Origin of the sequence: Pseudomonas mandelii, assembly GCF_024138395.1 — a bacterium.
Classification (GTDB): domain Bacteria; phylum Pseudomonadota; class Gammaproteobacteria; order Pseudomonadales; family Pseudomonadaceae; genus Aquipseudomonas; species Aquipseudomonas mandelii_E.
In genome coordinates this window covers 161,927-177,359 of the sequence record NZ_JAMYDU010000001.1, presented here as the reverse complement: position 1 = coordinate 177,359, position 15,433 = coordinate 161,927, and the positions used below count along the sequence as shown (strand labels likewise).

The 15,433-nt window shown below is 59.7% G+C and carries 12 protein-coding genes; 6 read left to right on the top strand and 6 right to left on the bottom strand.

The features are described 5' to 3' along the window. Positions 1–4: 4 nt before the first annotated feature. Positions 5–1,330, bottom strand: coding sequence for an MFS transporter (locus NHU87_RS00720; RefSeq protein ID WP_253544815.1), 1,326 nt, complete (start codon positions 1,328–1,330; stop codon positions 5–7). 284 nt (positions 1,331–1,614) lie between these two features. Here NHU87_RS00720 and NHU87_RS00715 point away from each other — a divergent pair, with 284 nt between their 5' ends. After that, a complete protein-coding gene (locus tag NHU87_RS00715; RefSeq protein WP_253544814.1) occupies positions 1,615–2,493 on the top strand; it encodes a LysR family transcriptional regulator in 879 nt (292 codons plus the stop codon). A 92-nt stretch (positions 2,494–2,585) separates the two neighbouring features. Here NHU87_RS00715 and NHU87_RS00710 read toward each other — a convergent pair whose 3' ends face one another. Further along, complete coding sequence (locus NHU87_RS00710; protein WP_050683296.1) at positions 2,586–3,452, bottom strand: LysR substrate-binding domain-containing protein; 867 nt, start codon at positions 3,450–3,452, stop codon at positions 2,586–2,588. Positions 3,453–3,565: 113 nt separating this feature from the next. Here NHU87_RS00710 and NHU87_RS00705 point away from each other — a divergent pair, with 113 nt between their 5' ends. The 3 genes from NHU87_RS00705 to NHU87_RS00695 all read left to right on the top strand — a co-directional run bounded on the left by NHU87_RS00705 (position 3,566) and on the right by NHU87_RS00695 (position 6,434). Beyond that, positions 3,566–4,675 (top strand): 2-aminoethylphosphonate--pyruvate transaminase, encoded by a 1,110-nt coding sequence (locus NHU87_RS00705; protein ID WP_253544813.1) that lies wholly within the window; start codon positions 3,566–3,568, stop codon positions 4,673–4,675. A 192-nt stretch (positions 4,676–4,867) separates the two neighbouring features. Next, entirely contained in the window at positions 4,868–5,695 is an 828-nt protein-coding gene (phnX, locus tag NHU87_RS00700; RefSeq protein ID WP_253544812.1) for a phosphonoacetaldehyde hydrolase, read from the top strand. Positions 5,696–5,885: 190 nt separating this feature from the next. After that, positions 5,886–6,434, top strand: a complete 549-nt coding sequence (locus NHU87_RS00695) for a cytochrome b (protein WP_253544811.1) — start codon at positions 5,886–5,888, stop codon at positions 6,432–6,434. 125 nt (positions 6,435–6,559) lie between these two features. Here NHU87_RS00695 and NHU87_RS00690 read toward each other — a convergent pair whose 3' ends face one another. Beyond that, positions 6,560–7,480 carry a 1-aminocyclopropane-1-carboxylate deaminase/D-cysteine desulfhydrase gene (locus NHU87_RS00690; RefSeq protein ID WP_253544810.1) on the bottom strand — a complete coding sequence of 307 codons (921 nt, stop codon included), beginning with the start codon at positions 7,478–7,480 and terminating at the stop codon, positions 6,560–6,562. 156 nt (positions 7,481–7,636) lie between these two features. Further along, positions 7,637–9,676 (bottom strand): FAD-dependent oxidoreductase, encoded by a 2,040-nt coding sequence (locus tag NHU87_RS00685; protein ID WP_253544809.1) that lies wholly within the window; start codon positions 9,674–9,676, stop codon positions 7,637–7,639. A 209-nt stretch (positions 9,677–9,885) separates the two neighbouring features. Between NHU87_RS00685 and NHU87_RS00680 the strand changes: the two genes are divergently transcribed. Both NHU87_RS00680 and NHU87_RS00675 read left to right on the top strand, forming a co-directional pair. Then, positions 9,886–11,016, top strand: coding sequence for a carbon-nitrogen hydrolase family protein (locus tag NHU87_RS00680; RefSeq protein WP_253544808.1), 1,131 nt, complete (start codon positions 9,886–9,888; stop codon positions 11,014–11,016). A gap of 3 nt (positions 11,017–11,019) precedes the next feature. Continuing rightward, a complete protein-coding gene (locus tag NHU87_RS00675; protein ID WP_253544807.1) occupies positions 11,020–12,060 on the top strand; it encodes an AraC family transcriptional regulator in 1,041 nt (346 codons plus the stop codon). A gap of 347 nt (positions 12,061–12,407) precedes the next feature. On the opposite strand, the gene NHU87_RS00670 is transcribed toward NHU87_RS00675, so the two are convergent. Next, positions 12,408–13,268 (bottom strand): DUF2242 domain-containing protein, encoded by an 861-nt coding sequence (locus NHU87_RS00670; RefSeq protein ID WP_253544806.1) that lies wholly within the window; start codon positions 13,266–13,268, stop codon positions 12,408–12,410. A gap of 271 nt (positions 13,269–13,539) precedes the next feature. Next, the gene (locus NHU87_RS00665; RefSeq protein ID WP_253544805.1) at positions 13,540–15,411 is read right to left on the bottom strand and encodes a SurA N-terminal domain-containing protein; all 1,872 of its coding nucleotides are present in this window, start codon (positions 15,409–15,411) and stop codon (positions 13,540–13,542) included. Positions 15,412–15,433: the final 22 nt, after the last annotated feature.

Here is a 15,433-nt window from a genome sequence, read left to right as displayed (position 1 = left end):
ATCCTTATGTACGCAGGGGTTTTACAGTCATCGGTTGGTTAGGCACAGATGCACTTTCGGGACGCAGACCCGCCGGGCGGCTGTTCCAGTAAGGAATCAACACCAGAGCGGAGAACAATGCGCAGCCGGCAAAGACGATGAACACCGTGACCGAGTCGAAGTAACCCGGCAGCAGCCCACCGAGAATCGCCCCGACCGAGCCGCAACCGTTGACGAAGCCCGCCGCCGTGGCACCGGCCTTGGCGGTACCGAAATCGATGGCCGCCGCGCCGCTGATCATCGAGTCCGGGCCGTACAGGGTCAGGCCCATGACGAACAGCAGCGCCACCACCAGCAACACGCTGCCGGTTTGCAGGGCGCCCATGAACAGCGCCAGGGAAACGGTGAGTGCCAACAAGCTCAACACACAGGCCGGCATGCGTCGGGCACCGAACAGTTTGTCCGAGGCTAGCCCCAGCAGGATCGGCCCGAGCAGCCCGGCCAGTTCGAACGCGGTGGGAATAATCGCTGCGCCGACTTTGCCCACCGTGGGCATTTGTTCGAAGACGATCACCGGCCCCCACAATAGAATCGCGTAGCGCGCCGGTTTCAACAGAAAGTACGCCAGCCCCAGCACCAACACTGTGCGGTTGCGCAGGATTTCCCGCAGCGGCTCCAGGATGCTGATCTTGCTTTGAGCATGTGCCTCTTCAGCGGTCAGCTCCGGTTCCGGCTCCACCGCTGGCAAGCCAACGTCTTCGGGTTTGTTACGCTGAAAAATAAAAAACAACACGGCGGCCAGCCCAACCACCGCTGCACTGGAAATGAACGCCGCGTGCCAGGTGCCGATCAGCGTATACGCCCACCAACCCGCAAACGGTGAGGCCACCAGTCCGCCAAAGGCGTAGCAGGAACTCCATAAACCGAGCACCCGCCCACGCTGCTCGGCGGGAAAGAAACTGCCGATGTTCTTGCACAGCCCCGACCATCCGGTGGACTGCGCCAGCCCTTGAATCAGCATGCACGTGGCGAAAATCGGCAACGTGGCAAAGCTGCCCATCACCAGCGCGGCCACTGCGGAAATCAGCAATCCGCCGAGCACCACAACCCTTGGACCAAAGCGGTCGGCCAGAATGCCCCAGGTGAATTGTCCGATGGCGTAAGCGGCCAGGTAGATAGCATCGAGGTTGGCCATGGCCATTTTGTCGAGGGTGAAGTCGGGGTCTTCGGCGATCCCCAGTTTGGCCACGGAAAAGGCTTTGCGGGTGAAGTAGAACGCGGCATACGCGAGCCAGGTGATGGCGAAAATCTGCACGCGCCAACGCTTGATGGTACCGATGGGACTGTTCATTGTGGTTCTGACCTCAGGGTGTGAGTGTGCCGGCAGAATTGGAAGAAAACGCCTGTGTTTTTATTGTTGAGCACTGCGGTAGCCCCTGATCCCTGAGGCGATACCGGTCAGATGAGTCCTGCTGATTGCACGCATGGGCTCATGGCCACCGATGCTGTTCGACTGACCAGTCACCGGGGTTGAAGCGGATAAAAACAATTACTGATTAATAAGTGAAATCGATTTATCGTATTTCCAATATAAGTTCAGCTTGTTACTGGCCCAGCTTGTTTCTGGAGTGTTCGATGTCGGTATCCCACGCCCAGCTCAAAGCCTTCCATGCCGTCGCGGTCCATGGAAGCTTTACCAGAGCCGCCGAGCGGCTGTTTCTGACCCAACCGGCGATTTCCGACCAAGTGCGCAAGCTCGAGGAGCGTTTCGGTGTGTTGCTGTTCCACCGCAATAAACGCTCCGTGCGCCTGACCGATCTGGGCGAACGCCTGTTGAGCATCACCCAGCGGCTGTTCGTCATCGAGGCCGAGGCGCAGGAGTTGCTTCACGCGTCTCAGGCGTTACAAACCGGCAGCCTGATTTTGGCCGTGGATGCGCCGGTGCATGTGCTGCCGCAGATTGCGCGGTTCTGTGAGCGCTATCCCGGCATCAGCGTAAAGATTGAAACCGGTAACACCGACGAATCGCTGTTTCGGCTGTTCAATTACCAAGCCGACCTGGCCCTGCTGGGACGCGATGTCAGCGACGATCGTTTGCTTTCGTTGCCACTGCGCAATGACCCGATGGTGGCCTTCGTTTCACGCCATCATCCGTGGGCTGATCGCGAATCCATCTGCCTGGCGGACCTGGACGACACGCCGCTGGTGCTGCGGGAAATCGGCTCGGTGACGCGGCAAACCCTGGAAGAAGAAATGACCCGCGCCGGGTTTCGCATCCGCCCGGCGATCGAAGTCGAAGGCCGCGAAGCGGCGCGCGAGGCAGTGGTGGTCGGGATTGGCGTGGGGGTGGTGTCGGCCGCTGAATTCGGCGCGGATTCGCGGGTGTGCGCGTTGCCGATTACCGATTGCACACGGCGGCTGACGGAAACCCTGGTGTGCTTGCGCGAACAGAGTTCGCGGCGAGTGGTGGCGACGTTTCTGGAGATGGTTCGCGAAAGCTTACCCACTCTGTAGGAGCTGCCGAAGGCTGCGATCTTTTGATTCTGCTTTTAAATGCGAAGATCAAAAGATCGCAGCCTTCGGCAGCTCCTACAGGGAATCCACGATCAAGTCAGATTTGGCGCCAACCCAAAAAACGCCTGTATCAAGCGCAAATCCCGCCGCCGCTCCATGCATCCGATCATGTGCCGATTAACCAACCCCTCGCCAATAATCGGCACCGCCGCCACTCGCGGGTCGTGGCTGACTTCCACCGACGACACCACGCCCACGCCCAATTCTGCGGCCACGGCCTCGGTCACGGCCTCACGACTGTCCAGCTCCAGCAACACCCGTGGATTGACCTTGGCCTGAGCACACGCCTCGTCGAACGTGCGTCGGGTAATCGAACTTGGCTCGCGCAGGACCATGATCACCTGGTCCAGCTCCTTGAGCTGTACCCCTTTCGACTTTTGCGCCCACGGATGCCCAGCGGGCACCAACGCGCAAATCCTCGACTCGCTCAAGGCTTGCAGGTGCAGCCCCTTGCGCGGTTCGACCTCGGTCAGCACTGCCACGTCGGCATGCTCCGACAACAACGCCGCCAATGTTTCCTGAGCATTGCCCAACCGCAGGTTCACGGTGATCCCCGGATAACGCGCGCGCAAACTGGCGAGCATCGGCATGACCATGTGCGGCCCGTCCGCCGCCACTTCCAGGCGCCCGGTCAGCAACTGCCGGTTGGCCTCCAGCATCACCTGCGCTTCTTCGGCCAGGCCGAACATCGCCCGGGTGATCGCCGCCAATTTGGTGCCCTCTTCTGTCAGCTCGACCCGCCGCGCGGTGCGTCGCAACAAGGTGATCTGGTAGTGCTCCTCCAACGCCTTGATGTGCCCGGTGACGGCCGGTTGGCTGATAAACAGGCGCTCGGCGGCGCGGGTAAAACTGCCTTCCCGAGCCACAGCATCGAAGGCGCGCAGCTGAAACAGATTCATGAATAACCCTCACTGATGGCTGGCATAACAACAAACAATTTGATTGATAGCTCACCGAATTGCAATTTATGTCCCGTAGCTTCATCCCACTGAGCTTTTGCGAGGACACAAGAATGAGTACTGCCGAGCCCATCCTGCTCACCCCCGGCCCATTGACCACATCGAGCCGCACCCGTCAGGCAATGATGGTCGACTGGGGCTCATGGGATGACCGTTTCAACCAACTGACCGCCAGCCTCTGCGAACAGCTGCTGACGATCATCAACGGCGGCGACAGCCATCACTGCGTGCCGTTGCAAGGCAGCGGCACGTTCGCGGTCGAAGCGGCCATCGGCACGCTGGTGCCTCGCGACGGTAAAGTGCTGGTACTGATCAACGGCGCCTACGGCAAACGTCTGGCGAAAATCTGCGAAGTGCTTGGCCGCTCGTTCAGCACCTTCGAAACCGCTGAAGATGAACCGACCACCGCCGCCGACGTCGACCGCCTGCTGCGGGCCGATGCCAGCATCACCCACGTCGCGCTGATTCACTGCGAAACCAGCACCGGCATTCTCAACCCGCTGACGGAAATCGCCCACGTCATCGAGCAACACGGCAAACGCCTGATCATCGACGCCATGAGTTCGTTTGGCGCCTTGCCGATCGACGCCCAACAGGTGCCGTTCGATGCACTGATCGCCGCCTCGGGCAAATGCCTGGAAGGTGTGCCGGGGATGGGTTTCGTTTTCGCGCGCAAAGAAGCGTTGGCAAAGGCCGCCGGTAACTCGCACTCACTGGCGATGGACTTGTTCGATCAGCACACCTACATGGCCAAGACCGGCCAATGGCGCTTCACCCCGCCGACCCACGTGGTCGCGGCGCTGCACGAAGCGTTGCTGCAATACAACGAAGAAGGTGGCTTGCCCGCTCGGCATCAGCGCTACACCAGTAACTGCCAGGTGTTGCTTGATGACATGGCCAAACTGGGCCTGCGCAGCTTCCTGCCCGCCGCGATCCAGGCGCCGATCATCGTCACCTTCCACGCGCCGAAAGACCCGCGCTATCAGTTCAAGGAATTCTACGAGCGGGTCAAGGCCAAGGGTTTCATCCTTTACCCCGGAAAACTGACTCAGGTCGAAACCTTCCGCGTCGGCTGCATCGGCCACGTCAACCAGGCCGAAATGCACGCTGCGGTGGCGGCAGTGGCCGAGGTGCTGCGCGAGATGGAAGTACTAGAAATCTGATTCACGACGACCTGTAGCAGCTGCCGAGCCTGCGAGGCTGCGTTCGGCTGCGAAGCAGTCGTGAAATCAAGCACCGCGATCTTTCAGTTAAACCAGGTGCGCAGGGTTTACGACTGCTTCGCAGCCGAACGCAGCCTCGCAGGCTCGGCAGCTGCTACAGGGATCACCATTCCCCAAGACAGGATATGAGACATGAACTACACCAACCCAACCAAACTCCAAGCCGCCATCCTCGACTGGGCCGGCACCGTGGTCGACTTCGGCTCCTTCGCCCCGACGCAGATTTTTGTCGAAGCCTTCGCCGAGTTCGACGTCCAGGTTTCCATCGAAGAAGCCCGCGGGCCGATGGGCATGGGCAAGTGGGACCACATCCGAACCCTGTGCGATCAGCCGCAAGTCGCCGAGCGTTACCGCAACGTGTTCGGTCGCACCCCAACCGACGATGACGTCACCGCCATCTACAAACGCTTCATGCCACTGCAGATCGAAAAAATCGCCGAACACTCGGCACTGATTCCGGGCGCCCTGGACACCATCGCCAACCTGCGCCAACAAGGGATCAAGATCGGCTCGTGCTCCGGCTACCCGAAACAGGTCATGGACAAAGTGGTCGAACTGGCCGCCACCAACGGTTACGTCGCCGATCACGTGGTCGCCACCGACGAAGTACCCAACGGTCGCCCTTGGCCGGCTCAGGCACTGGCCAACGTGATCGCCCTGGGCATCGACGACGTCGCGGCCTGCGTGAAAATCGACGACACGGTGCCGGGCATTCTCGAAGGTCGCCGCGCCGGCATGTGGACCGTGGCGCTGATCTGTTCCGGCAACGCGCTGGGTCTGGACTACGAAGGCTATCGCGCCCTGAGCAGCGAAAAACTGGCCAGCGAACGCAAGCGCATTCACACCATGTTCGAAGGCTCGCGGCCGCACTACATGATCGACACCATCACCGATTTACCGGAAGTGATAGCCGATATCAACAAGCGCCTGGCCAAGGGCGAGATGCCGCAAACCAACTGATTGCGCCTCTCGCGCCATAAAAAAGCGTCAGCTCCTTTAACGGAACTGGCGCTTTTTTGTGGCCGATCACTTGATCCAGAGCATTGAACAGACCATTCATCTCAAGCAAACCGGCAAAACAGGATTACAGTTAACCCACGCCGTCGAACAAGAACGGTGACTTCAGACCAGACCTGTGAGGAAACACCGTATGCCCTGGAAGAATTCCGAATCACGCTACAGCAGCGTATCGATAGCGCTGCACTGGTTGATGCTGGTGCTGTTGATAGCGGTTTATGCCTGTATCGAATTGCGCGGGATATTCCCCAAAGGCAGTGACGGCCGGACGCTGATCAAGGAAGCGCACTTCATGCTCGGCCTGACGGTGTTCATGCTGGTCTGGCTAAGGCTGTTCGCCCGCTGCCTGGGGTCGGCCCCCCGGATATCCCCCGCCTCGCCTCGCTGGCAAACCCTGCTCGCCAAACTGATGCATTGGGCGCTGTATATTTTCATGATCACCATGCCGATTCTGGGCTGGCTGATTACCAGTGCCGAGGGGCATCAGGTGATGTTCTATGGCATCGACCTGCCGTTGCTGATCGAAGAAAACAAACCGTTGGCCAAGGAGCTCGAGGGCTGGCATGTGCTCGGCGGGACGATCGGCTATTGGCTGATCGGACTGCACGCCGTGGCCGGGATTTATCATCACTATGTGGTGCGCGATAACACCTTGGTGCGGATGATGCCCACGCGCGGTTGAAACCTATAGGAGCGAGGCTTGCCCGCGAAGAATGCACCGCGGTTTTTCAGGTATTACGCGTCATCGTTCTTCGCGGGCAAGCCTCGCTCCTACAGGATTTTCGTCGCTCAAATTTCTTAGTCCCCTCACCGTGAACTGAAACCCCGGCGGCCCTGCAAGCCGCCAGTGTGGATGAAGATCAAGCGCGTTCCCCGGGCAAATTTACCCGCCTCGACTTGCTGCTTGAGCGCCAGCAGCGCCTTGCCGGTGTACAACGGTTCGAGGGGAATGCCGCTGGCCTGTTCGGTCTGCTCGATGAATTCCAGTAATAGCGGATCGACTTTGGCAAAGCCGCCACGGCTGGCGTCCAGCAGTTCATAGGCGGGATCGATCAGACCGGCTTCCTGCACAATCATCTCGACCTGCTGCGCCACGCCATGATCGTCAGGCACCGCCAGCGCGCCATGCACCGGATGCTCACCCGCCTCAGCCAGAACCAGCCCGGCCAGTGTCGTGCCCGTTCCGCAGGCCAGCCACCAGCCATCGTAGTTGCTCCAGCCTAGAGCGCTCAGTTGCTCGCAGGCTATCTCCTTCAGTCGCATGCAGCCCTTCGCCCCAGGCAAGCCACCGCCACCTTCCGGCACTGGATGTAGCTCGGGGTATTGCTCCCGCCATGGCGCCCAGAAGCCTGGTTCGTGCCGCGCTCGATAACCGCCATAACCCAACCAATGCAACTGCATGCCGAACGCCTGCAAGTCCTTTACCGTCGGGGTGTCTTGCGGATGCCCGCGCAGCAGGCCGACCGTGGTGAAACCGAAGCGTTTGCCCGCAGCGGCCAATGCATGGAGATGGTTGGAATGAGCACCGCCCAGGCTGATGATGCCTTGGGCGCCATGCTTGTCGGCGGCTTTCAGGTGCTCGATGAGTTTGAACCACTTGTTGCCGCTGATCAGCGGGTCAATCTGATCCAGACGCAGGATCGCGACGTCGATGCCGGCGGTGGTGAGCCAGTCGAGGTGAAGGGGTTCGAGGGGGGCTTGGGGTAGCCAGTTTGGAGGGGAAAGCATTGATGCCGGCTCGGGGTAATGAGCCGGTATCTTAGCAGCAGACAGGACGCCTTCGCGGGCAAGCCTCGCTCCTACAGGTTTCAGGTTGTGCTTTAACTCGAAACCCTGTAGGAGCGAGGCTTGCCCGCGATGGCCATTGGCACGCTGGGCTTGCTGTTACAACTCAGCCGCCAACCGCGAACCCTGATTGATAGCGCGCTTGGCATCCAGCTCCGCCGCCACGTCCGCGCCGCCGATCAAGTGCACGTTCTGCCCGGCGGCGATCAGACCGTCCTGCAATTCACGCAACGGATCCTGCCCGGCGCAGATCACGATGTTGTCCACCGGCAGCACCTGCGGTTCGCCGTTTTCGCCGATGCGGATGTGCAGGCCTTCGTCGTCGATCTTCAGGTATTCGACGCTGTTGAGCATCTGCACCTGCTTGTTCTTAAGTCCCGTGCGGTGAATCCAGCCGGTGGTCTTGCCCAGGCCGTCGCCGACCTTGGATTTCTTGCGTTGCAGCAGGAACACTTCACGGGCCGGCGCATGCGGCTCAGCCTTGATGCCCGCAACACCACCGCGCGCTTGGAGGTGTATATCGATGCCCCACTCCTTCCAGAACGCTTCGCGGTCCTGACTGGTGGCCACACCCTCGTGAACGAGGAATTCCGACACGTCGAAACCGATACCACCGGCGCCGATTACCGCGACGCGCTTGCCCACCGGTTTGCGCTCCAGGATCACGTCCAGGTAGCTCAGCACCTTGGCATGCTCGACGCCCGGAATGCCCGGTACCCGTGGCGCAATGCCGGTCGCCAGGATGATTTCGTCGTAACCGCCCTCAACCAACTGCGCCACATCCACACGGGTGTTCAGGCACAGCTCGACGTTGGTGGTCTGCAATTTGCGGCTGAAGTAGCGCAAGGTTTCGAAGAACTCTTCCTTGCCCGGCACTCGCTTGGCGATGTTGAACTGGCCGCCGATTTCGCTGGCCGAATCGAACAACGTCACCTGATGACCCCGTTCAGCAGCTACGGTCGCGGCGGACAAACCGGCAGGCCCGGCACCGACCACGGCGATTTTCTTGATCTGCTGCACCGGCAGGTAATTGAGTTCGGTTTCATGGCAAGCCCGCGGGTTCACCAGGCAACTGGTCAACTTGCCGCCAAAGGTGTGATCCAGGCACGCCTGATTGCAACCGATGCAGGTGTTGATTTCATCGCCACGACCGGCTGCGGCCTTGTTGACGAAATCCGGGTCGGCGAGGAACGGTCGCGCCATGGACACCATGTCGGCATCGCCTTCGGCCAGAATCTGCTCGGCCACTTCCGGGGTGTTGATGCGGTTGGTGGTGATCAGCGGAATGCCTACCTCCCCACGCAACTTGGCAGTGACCTTACTGAACGCCGCACGCGGCACCTTGGTCGCGATGGTCGGAATCCGCGCTTCGTGCCAGCCGATGCCGGTGTTGATGATCGTCGCGCCCGCCTGCTCGATGGCCTTGGCCAATTGCACGATCTCTTCCCAACTGCTGCCACCTTCCACCAGGTCGAGCATCGACAGGCGGAAGATAATGATGAAGTTCGGGCCGACCGCTTCGCGCACCCGACGAACGATTTCCACCGCCAGGCGCATGCGGTTTTCGTAAGCGCCGCCCCAGCGATCAGTGCGATGGTTGGTGTGGGCCGCGAGGAACTGGTTAATGAAATAACCTTCGGAGCCCATGATCTCGACGCCGTCGTACTCGGCTTTTTGCGCAAGGGTCGAGCAGGTGACGAAATCGCTGATCTGCTTCTCGATGCCTTCCTCGTCCAGCTCTTTAGGCTTGAACGGGTTGATCGGCGCCTGGATCGCGCTCGGGGCCACCTGTTTAGGGCTGTAGGCATAACGCCCGGCATGAAGAATCTGCATGCAGATCTTGCCGCCCGCCTCGTGCACTGCCCGGGTGACGATCAGGTGCTTGAGTGCCTCTTCCTCGGTAGTGAGTTTGGCCGCGCCGGAGTAAACCCCGCCCTCATCGTTCGGGCCGATACCGCCGGTGACCATCAGGCCTACACCGCCACGGGCACGCTCGGCGAAATACGCAGCCATGCGCTCGAAACCACCGGGCTTTTCCTCAAGGCCCGTGTGCATCGAGCCCATCAGGGTGCGGTTGCGCAACGTGGTAAAACCCAGGTCCAGCGGGGCTAACAGGTGCGGGTAATGAGCGGCGGCCATCGGTAACTCCACAACGAGCGATCACGGAAAAAATGCAGGAGCTCTTCGGCCCCCGTCAGTCATGTTCGACAGACTAAGAGTCGCACCGCTGTCACTCAATGACCGTAACTGACAACTTATTGATCCAAATGTGCAGCGCCCCTTGGCAAGCGCGGGCATGGGCCCTACCCTAGTCGCGAACCCTGCACACGGCCGTTGACTGTTTCCCCATGCGCAAACTTTTGTACCTGACCTTCTCCATGGCGTTGATCGCCGCCCTCACGACCTACGCCATGTGGGCCGCGGACCGTCCGGTGGGACATTACTTGTCAGACCTGCGCATCAGTCTCGCGGTTAATCAGGGCACCCCCGCCGATCGCGGCAATCTGCTGGGCATCCAGCCCGAGCTGTTCCCCACCGATTATCAAAGCTCCGAACGCCTGCACCGCAAGCTAGCGGCCTACTTGCAGAAGGCTCAGGATCAGGGCCTGCTGAACGAAAAGACCATCGTCGTACTGCCCGAACATGTCGGCACCTGGCTAATGATCAGCGGCGAAAAAGACGAGCTGTATCAGGCCACCACCCTTAAAGAAGCCATGAACTGGCTGGTGGTGAGTAACCCGTTGCAGTTCATCCGCGCCCTGATCAGTGCTGAGGGCAACAGCCGCCTAGACGATGCGCACTTGCGGATGAAAGCCAAGAAAATGGCCAAGGATTACCAGGCGCTGTTCGGCGGCCTGGCGAAAGAATTTCGCATCACTCTGGTGGCGGGCTCCATCGTGTTGCCCGAGCCGAGTGTCAGCGATGGCACCCTGAAGATTGGCGGCGGTGCTCTGTACAACAGCAGCGTAGTGTTCGGTCGCGACGGTTTGCCGATCGGCCAGCCGCAGCGGCAAATGCACCCGACTTTCGCTGGGCACGACACCGTCGAAGCCAATTCCGCACACACGATCAACGTCGTCGATACACCGGCCGGACGCTTGGGCGTGCTGATCGGCAGCGACAGTTGGTACCCCGACAACTATCGCAAACTCGACGATCAAGGCGCGCAACTGGTGGCGGTCCCGGCGTTCATCGTCGGGCGCGGGTCCTGGGATCAACCGTGGCGCGGCTACAAAGGCCAGTCCACGCCGAGCTCTGTGAGCCTCAAGGCTGACGAACTCAGTGAGGGTCAAGCCTGGCATCGGTTGACGCTGATTGCCCAACCGTCCAGCAGCCAGGCCATCGCCGGCATGAGTGTGTTCCTGCGCGGTCAGTTCTGGGACAAGGGCAGCGCCGGTCAAAGCTTTCTCAGCAGCAACGGGCAACAATTCGCCGACGGCGATGCCCGGGGCGCGCGTTTGCTGAATCTCTGGCTGTAAGCGATGAAACCGCAGCCGATGCGCCTCGGAGATTTGTCGGTGGGCTTCGTCCATAGCCTGGCCGATGCCGTGCGCAGCCATGGCCTTGACCCACAACCACTGCTCGAACAGTACGGCCTCGACGCCGCGCGACTGGCCGAGGCCGGCGCCCGTCTCTCGATCCCGCGCTACATGCGCCTGGGTCACGGCGCCATTCAATTGACCGACGATCCGGCACTGGGTTTGCGCATGGGCCAGCTCAGTCGCCTGAGCCAGGCCGGCCTGGCCGGAGTCACCGCCGCCCAAGCCCCCACCGTGCGGGAAGCAGCGCGCTGCCTGATTCGCTTCGAAGCGCTGTATGGTTCCAACTATCGCGGCCAGTCGAGCTTTCATGAAGACGCCCAAGGTGCCTGGCTGCGGTTCTATTCCATCAGCCCCTACAACGCCTACAACCGCTTCGTGGTCGATTCGATCATCGCCGGCTGGTTGCAGCAATTATCCAGCGTAAGCCCTGCCCCGCTACGCGCTGAACGGATCGAGATCGAGTTTGACGCGCCGGATTACCGCGAGGCGTACGCCGTGTTGGGGGATTGTCCGATTCAGTTTGGCGCCGAACAGAATCAACTGCGTCTGAGCCTGGACAGCCTCGCCCAGCGCAACCCGGAACACTGCCCGAGCACCTGGCGGCACCTGCTGCAACTGTGTGAACGGGAACTGGAGCAACTGACACGCACCCGCAGCCTGCGTGAACGCATCACTCAGTTATTGGGGCCGTTGCTCAATGGTGGTCGGGAACCCGACCTGGAAGAAGTGGCGGCACGCCTGAAGCTGCCAACCTGGACCTTGCGTCGCAAACTCGCCGAGGAAGGCACGCAATTTCGTGCAATTCTCAACGACACACGCCGCGACCTCGCCATGACCTATATCCGCGACACCGAACTGGCGTTCGGCGAAATCGCCTACCTGCTAGGGTTTGCCTCTGCCGAAGCGTTCCAGCGGGCCTTCAAACGCTGGAACGGCCAGACCCCCGGCGAGTTTCGCCGCAGTCATCGCCAATCCGCGTAAGGTTTATAACTCGGTAGCGTCTTCGGCCGGTTCCAGCGGGTCCAGTTCAAACGCCTGATACTCGAGCAGTTCTTCTTGATAATCGTCCATTATTAAACCCCCATCGCTTGTTGAAAAAATCGTCTGAGTAAATGACCAGTGCCCTGAGCATAAAGTGCCCGCATGAAAGAAAAATGACGCGGGCATGACACTACATCGCTACTCAATAAAACGTAGCAGGTGGTCAGGAATTTATCACAGGATTTTTTCTATACGAACCGTAGGAATACGGCTCGATTTGATGTGGATCAATCTTGGAAGGTGTTACGGGATCGGAGTCGTCTGACCCGATCCGTAACATTAACCGATTATTGCCCGGAGAGAGGCATGGCCGAAATCGGCTCGCTCGGAGGGGGCATGGTGCTTGAGTCTGCCGGTGGCGTCACCGTTTCCGTGGACGAAGCCGGCTCGCTGCCCTGCTCTGGAGTGATCGGCGCCGTTTCAGCAGGTGGTGCAACAGGCTCCGAACTGGCTGGAGCGGTTTCGGCAGGAGCAGGTGCAGGTTCAGCTGCCGGCGCTGGAGCAGGCGCAGGTTCTGCCGCAGGGGTCGAGGTCGGCGCCAACTGAGCCGGCGCAGCCTTGACTTCAGGCACGCCCAGATCAGTCTTCGGCTTCTCGGTAATGTGTGCGGCCTTCTTCGCTTCCGGCGGCAGGAACAACTCGACCAAGGCAAAGAAACGTTCGTAGAACTTGGCCGAGGATACGGTTTCACTGGCGACCTTGACCATCGAATCGTCAGATGAGCCGATCGGCATCGATACCGAGCCCAATACACCGACACCGAGGCTGGCGGAGTTGTTGGTCTTCTTCAGCGCGTAACGGTCTTGCAGGGCGTTGGCGAACATCGTCGCATGATGCCCTTCGCTGCCGTCATCGGCACAGACCACATTGAAACTGATCTCCATATGGGTCTCACCAGTTTGCTGGAAGCTCTTGTGACCACTGACCAGTTTCGGATCGCTGCTGGTGATGATGTAACCCTGGCTGAGCAAAGCCCGACGGGCGGCCTCGCAGCTCTGCTTATCGGTCACCGGGTAGTTGCGCGAAAACGTTCCGGAATCGTCGAAGTTCTCATGCTCGTAGATGGCGGCTTTCTTCGATGAACAACCGGCAGCGGCGGCCAGCACCACGGCCAGCCCCACAACCCGCATGGGAATTGATCTAAACATTGAACATCCTGAGGAAAACGGTTCGGGTCGTATTGTGCAACAGATCGATGCTTAGCGGAGCATCGATTATGTCTTAAAACAGTTACAGGTTTGTTGAGCCGAGTTCTAAGCAGAGCGAAGATCAAAAGATCGCAGCCTGCGGCAGCTCCTACATGGAATCGCGTACACCAGTAGGAGCTGCCGCAGGCTGCGATCTTTTGATCTTCGCCCATAAAAAAACCCCAGCTTTTCGGCCGGGGTCTTTTCTGTCGCGCTAAAGCTCAGTCAAGCATCAGAAACGCTCGATCTCAGCCTCGCTTTCCAACAGTTTGCGATAGGCCGCAAAGTCTTGCTGGCCAATGCGCGAGGCGAGGAAGCGACGGTATTGAACCTTCTCTTCTTCAGTCGGCGCCGCGGCTTCGTTCACGCCATCCAGACGCACGATCACCAGGCTACCGTCGGCCAGGGTCACGCTGCTGAAAGTCGGCTTGTCTTTGGAGACAGGCTTGGGCATGCGGAACAGCGCTTGCAGCACAGTTGGGTCGACCCCTTCCTGAGCGCGAGTCGCCGCTTGAGTCACTTTCCAGTTCTGGCCATCGATCGCCTTGTCCAGCGCAGTCTTGCCATCGCGCAGGCTGACGATCAGTTGTTCAGCCTTGGTCTTGGCGGCAGCACTGGCATGCTCCTTGGTCAACTGCGCACGGATGCTGGCAGCCACGCTTTCCAGCGGCAGTTGCTCAGGCTTGCGGTGTTCCTTGGCGCGCAGGACGATCACGGTTTCCGGGTCCAGCTCGATGGCGGTGCTGTTGGCACCCTCATCCAGCACTTCAGGACTGAACGCAGCGGTCACCACGGCACGGTTGGCCGTAATACCTTCGCCACCTTCCCGGCCGAATGGCGCGGACGTGTGGACAGTCAGCTTCAAGTCTTGTGCTGGCTGGGCCAGATCGGAGGCTTCGAACGACGAGTCTTCCAATTGCTTGGTCGCCTCGACGAAACGCTGCTCGACCTGCTGGGCTTTCAGCTCGCGGGTCAGCTTGTCTTTCAGGCTGGCGAACGTCGGCACTTCAGGGGCTTCAACGCCCAACAGCTTGATCAGGTGGAAACCGAAGTCGGTACGAACCGGTTCCGAAACCTGATCCTTGGCCAACGAATACAGGGCTTTTTCAAACGCTGGATCGTAGACGCCCGGACCTGCAAAACCGAGGTCACCGCCATTGTTCGCCGAGCCTGGATCCTGGGAGAATTCCTTGGCCAGGGCCTCGAATTTCTCACCTTTGGCCAGACGCGCCTGCACTTCTTCGATTTTGGCCTTGGCTTGCGCCTCGGTCACCTTATCGTTCACTTCGATCAGAATATGCGCAGCCCGGCGTTGCTCGGACAGGTTCGCGGTTTCTTTCTGATACGCCGCTTGCAGATCTTCGTCCTTGACGCTGACCTGATCAAAGAAGGAAGCCTTCTTCAATTCGAGGTAGTCGATGACCACCTGATCCGGCGTCATGAATTCCTTGGCGTGTTCGTCGTAGTAGGCTTTGACTTCGTCGTCAGTCAGTTTCACCGCCGCAGGATCTGCCTTGACGTTCAAGGTGGCGAAATCGCGGGTCTGTTTTTCCAGACGGGCGAAGGCCAGAACCTGTGCATCGGTGACAAAGCCGCTACCGGCCAAGCCAGCGCGTAGCTGACCGATCAGCATTTCCTGAGCCAGCATCTGGCGGAATTGCAGACGGCTATAGCCGAGTTGACGGATCACCTGATCGAAGCGGTCGGCGTTGAACTTGCCATCCACCTGGAATTCAGGCGTTTGCAGGATCACCTGATCCAAAGCCGCTTCGGAGAAAGCGAATTTTGATTTTTCTGCGCCTTGCAGCAGCAGTTTGCGATCGATCAGGCCTTTGAGGGCCGATTCGCGCAGCATTTTTTCGTCGAGCAAGGAAGCATCGAAATCCTTGCCAAGCTGTTGCATGAGCTGACGGCGTTGCATGTCAACCGCTTGGTTCAGCTCGTTTTGACTGATTTCTTCACCATTGACCTTGGCCGCATCCTGGCTGTTGGTCGTCGCCTGGAAAATGGCCTCGATACCGGTGAAAGCCATCAATACAACGATGATCCCGATAATGGTCTTGGCAATCCAGCCTTGTGAATTGTCCCTGATATTCTGCAGCATGCGTCCCCCAGAAACGGTTGAA

Excerpts from the sequence above, each read along its gene's own strand:
- NHU87_RS00705 (WP_253544813.1), top strand. The coding sequence starts at position 3,566 with ATGAGTACTGCCGAGCCCATCCTGCTCACCCCCGGCCCATTGACCACA.
- NHU87_RS00710 (WP_050683296.1), bottom strand. The coding sequence starts at position 3,452 with ATGAATCTGTTTCAGCTGCGCGCCTTCGATGCTGTGGCTCGGGAAGGC.
- NHU87_RS00665 (WP_253544805.1), bottom strand. The coding sequence starts at position 15,411 with ATGCTGCAGAATATCAGGGACAATTCACAAGGCTGGATTGCCAAGACC.
- NHU87_RS00690 (WP_253544810.1), bottom strand. The coding sequence starts at position 7,480 with ATGCTTTCCCCTCCAAACTGGCTACCCCAAGCCCCCCTCGAACCCCTT.
- NHU87_RS00685 (WP_253544809.1), bottom strand. The coding sequence starts at position 9,676 with ATGGCCGCCGCTCATTACCCGCACCTGTTAGCCCCGCTGGACCTGGGT.
- NHU87_RS00695 (WP_253544811.1), top strand. The coding sequence starts at position 5,886 with ATGCCCTGGAAGAATTCCGAATCACGCTACAGCAGCGTATCGATAGCG.
- NHU87_RS00670 (WP_253544806.1), bottom strand. The coding sequence starts at position 13,268 with ATGTTTAGATCAATTCCCATGCGGGTTGTGGGGCTGGCCGTGGTGCTG.
- NHU87_RS00720 (WP_253544815.1), bottom strand. The coding sequence starts at position 1,330 with ATGAACAGTCCCATCGGTACCATCAAGCGTTGGCGCGTGCAGATTTTC.
- NHU87_RS00680 (WP_253544808.1), top strand. The coding sequence starts at position 9,886 with ATGCGCAAACTTTTGTACCTGACCTTCTCCATGGCGTTGATCGCCGCC.
- NHU87_RS00675 (WP_253544807.1), top strand. The coding sequence starts at position 11,020 with ATGAAACCGCAGCCGATGCGCCTCGGAGATTTGTCGGTGGGCTTCGTC.
- phnX (WP_253544812.1), top strand. The coding sequence starts at position 4,868 with ATGAACTACACCAACCCAACCAAACTCCAAGCCGCCATCCTCGACTGG.
- NHU87_RS00715 (WP_253544814.1), top strand. The coding sequence starts at position 1,615 with ATGTCGGTATCCCACGCCCAGCTCAAAGCCTTCCATGCCGTCGCGGTC.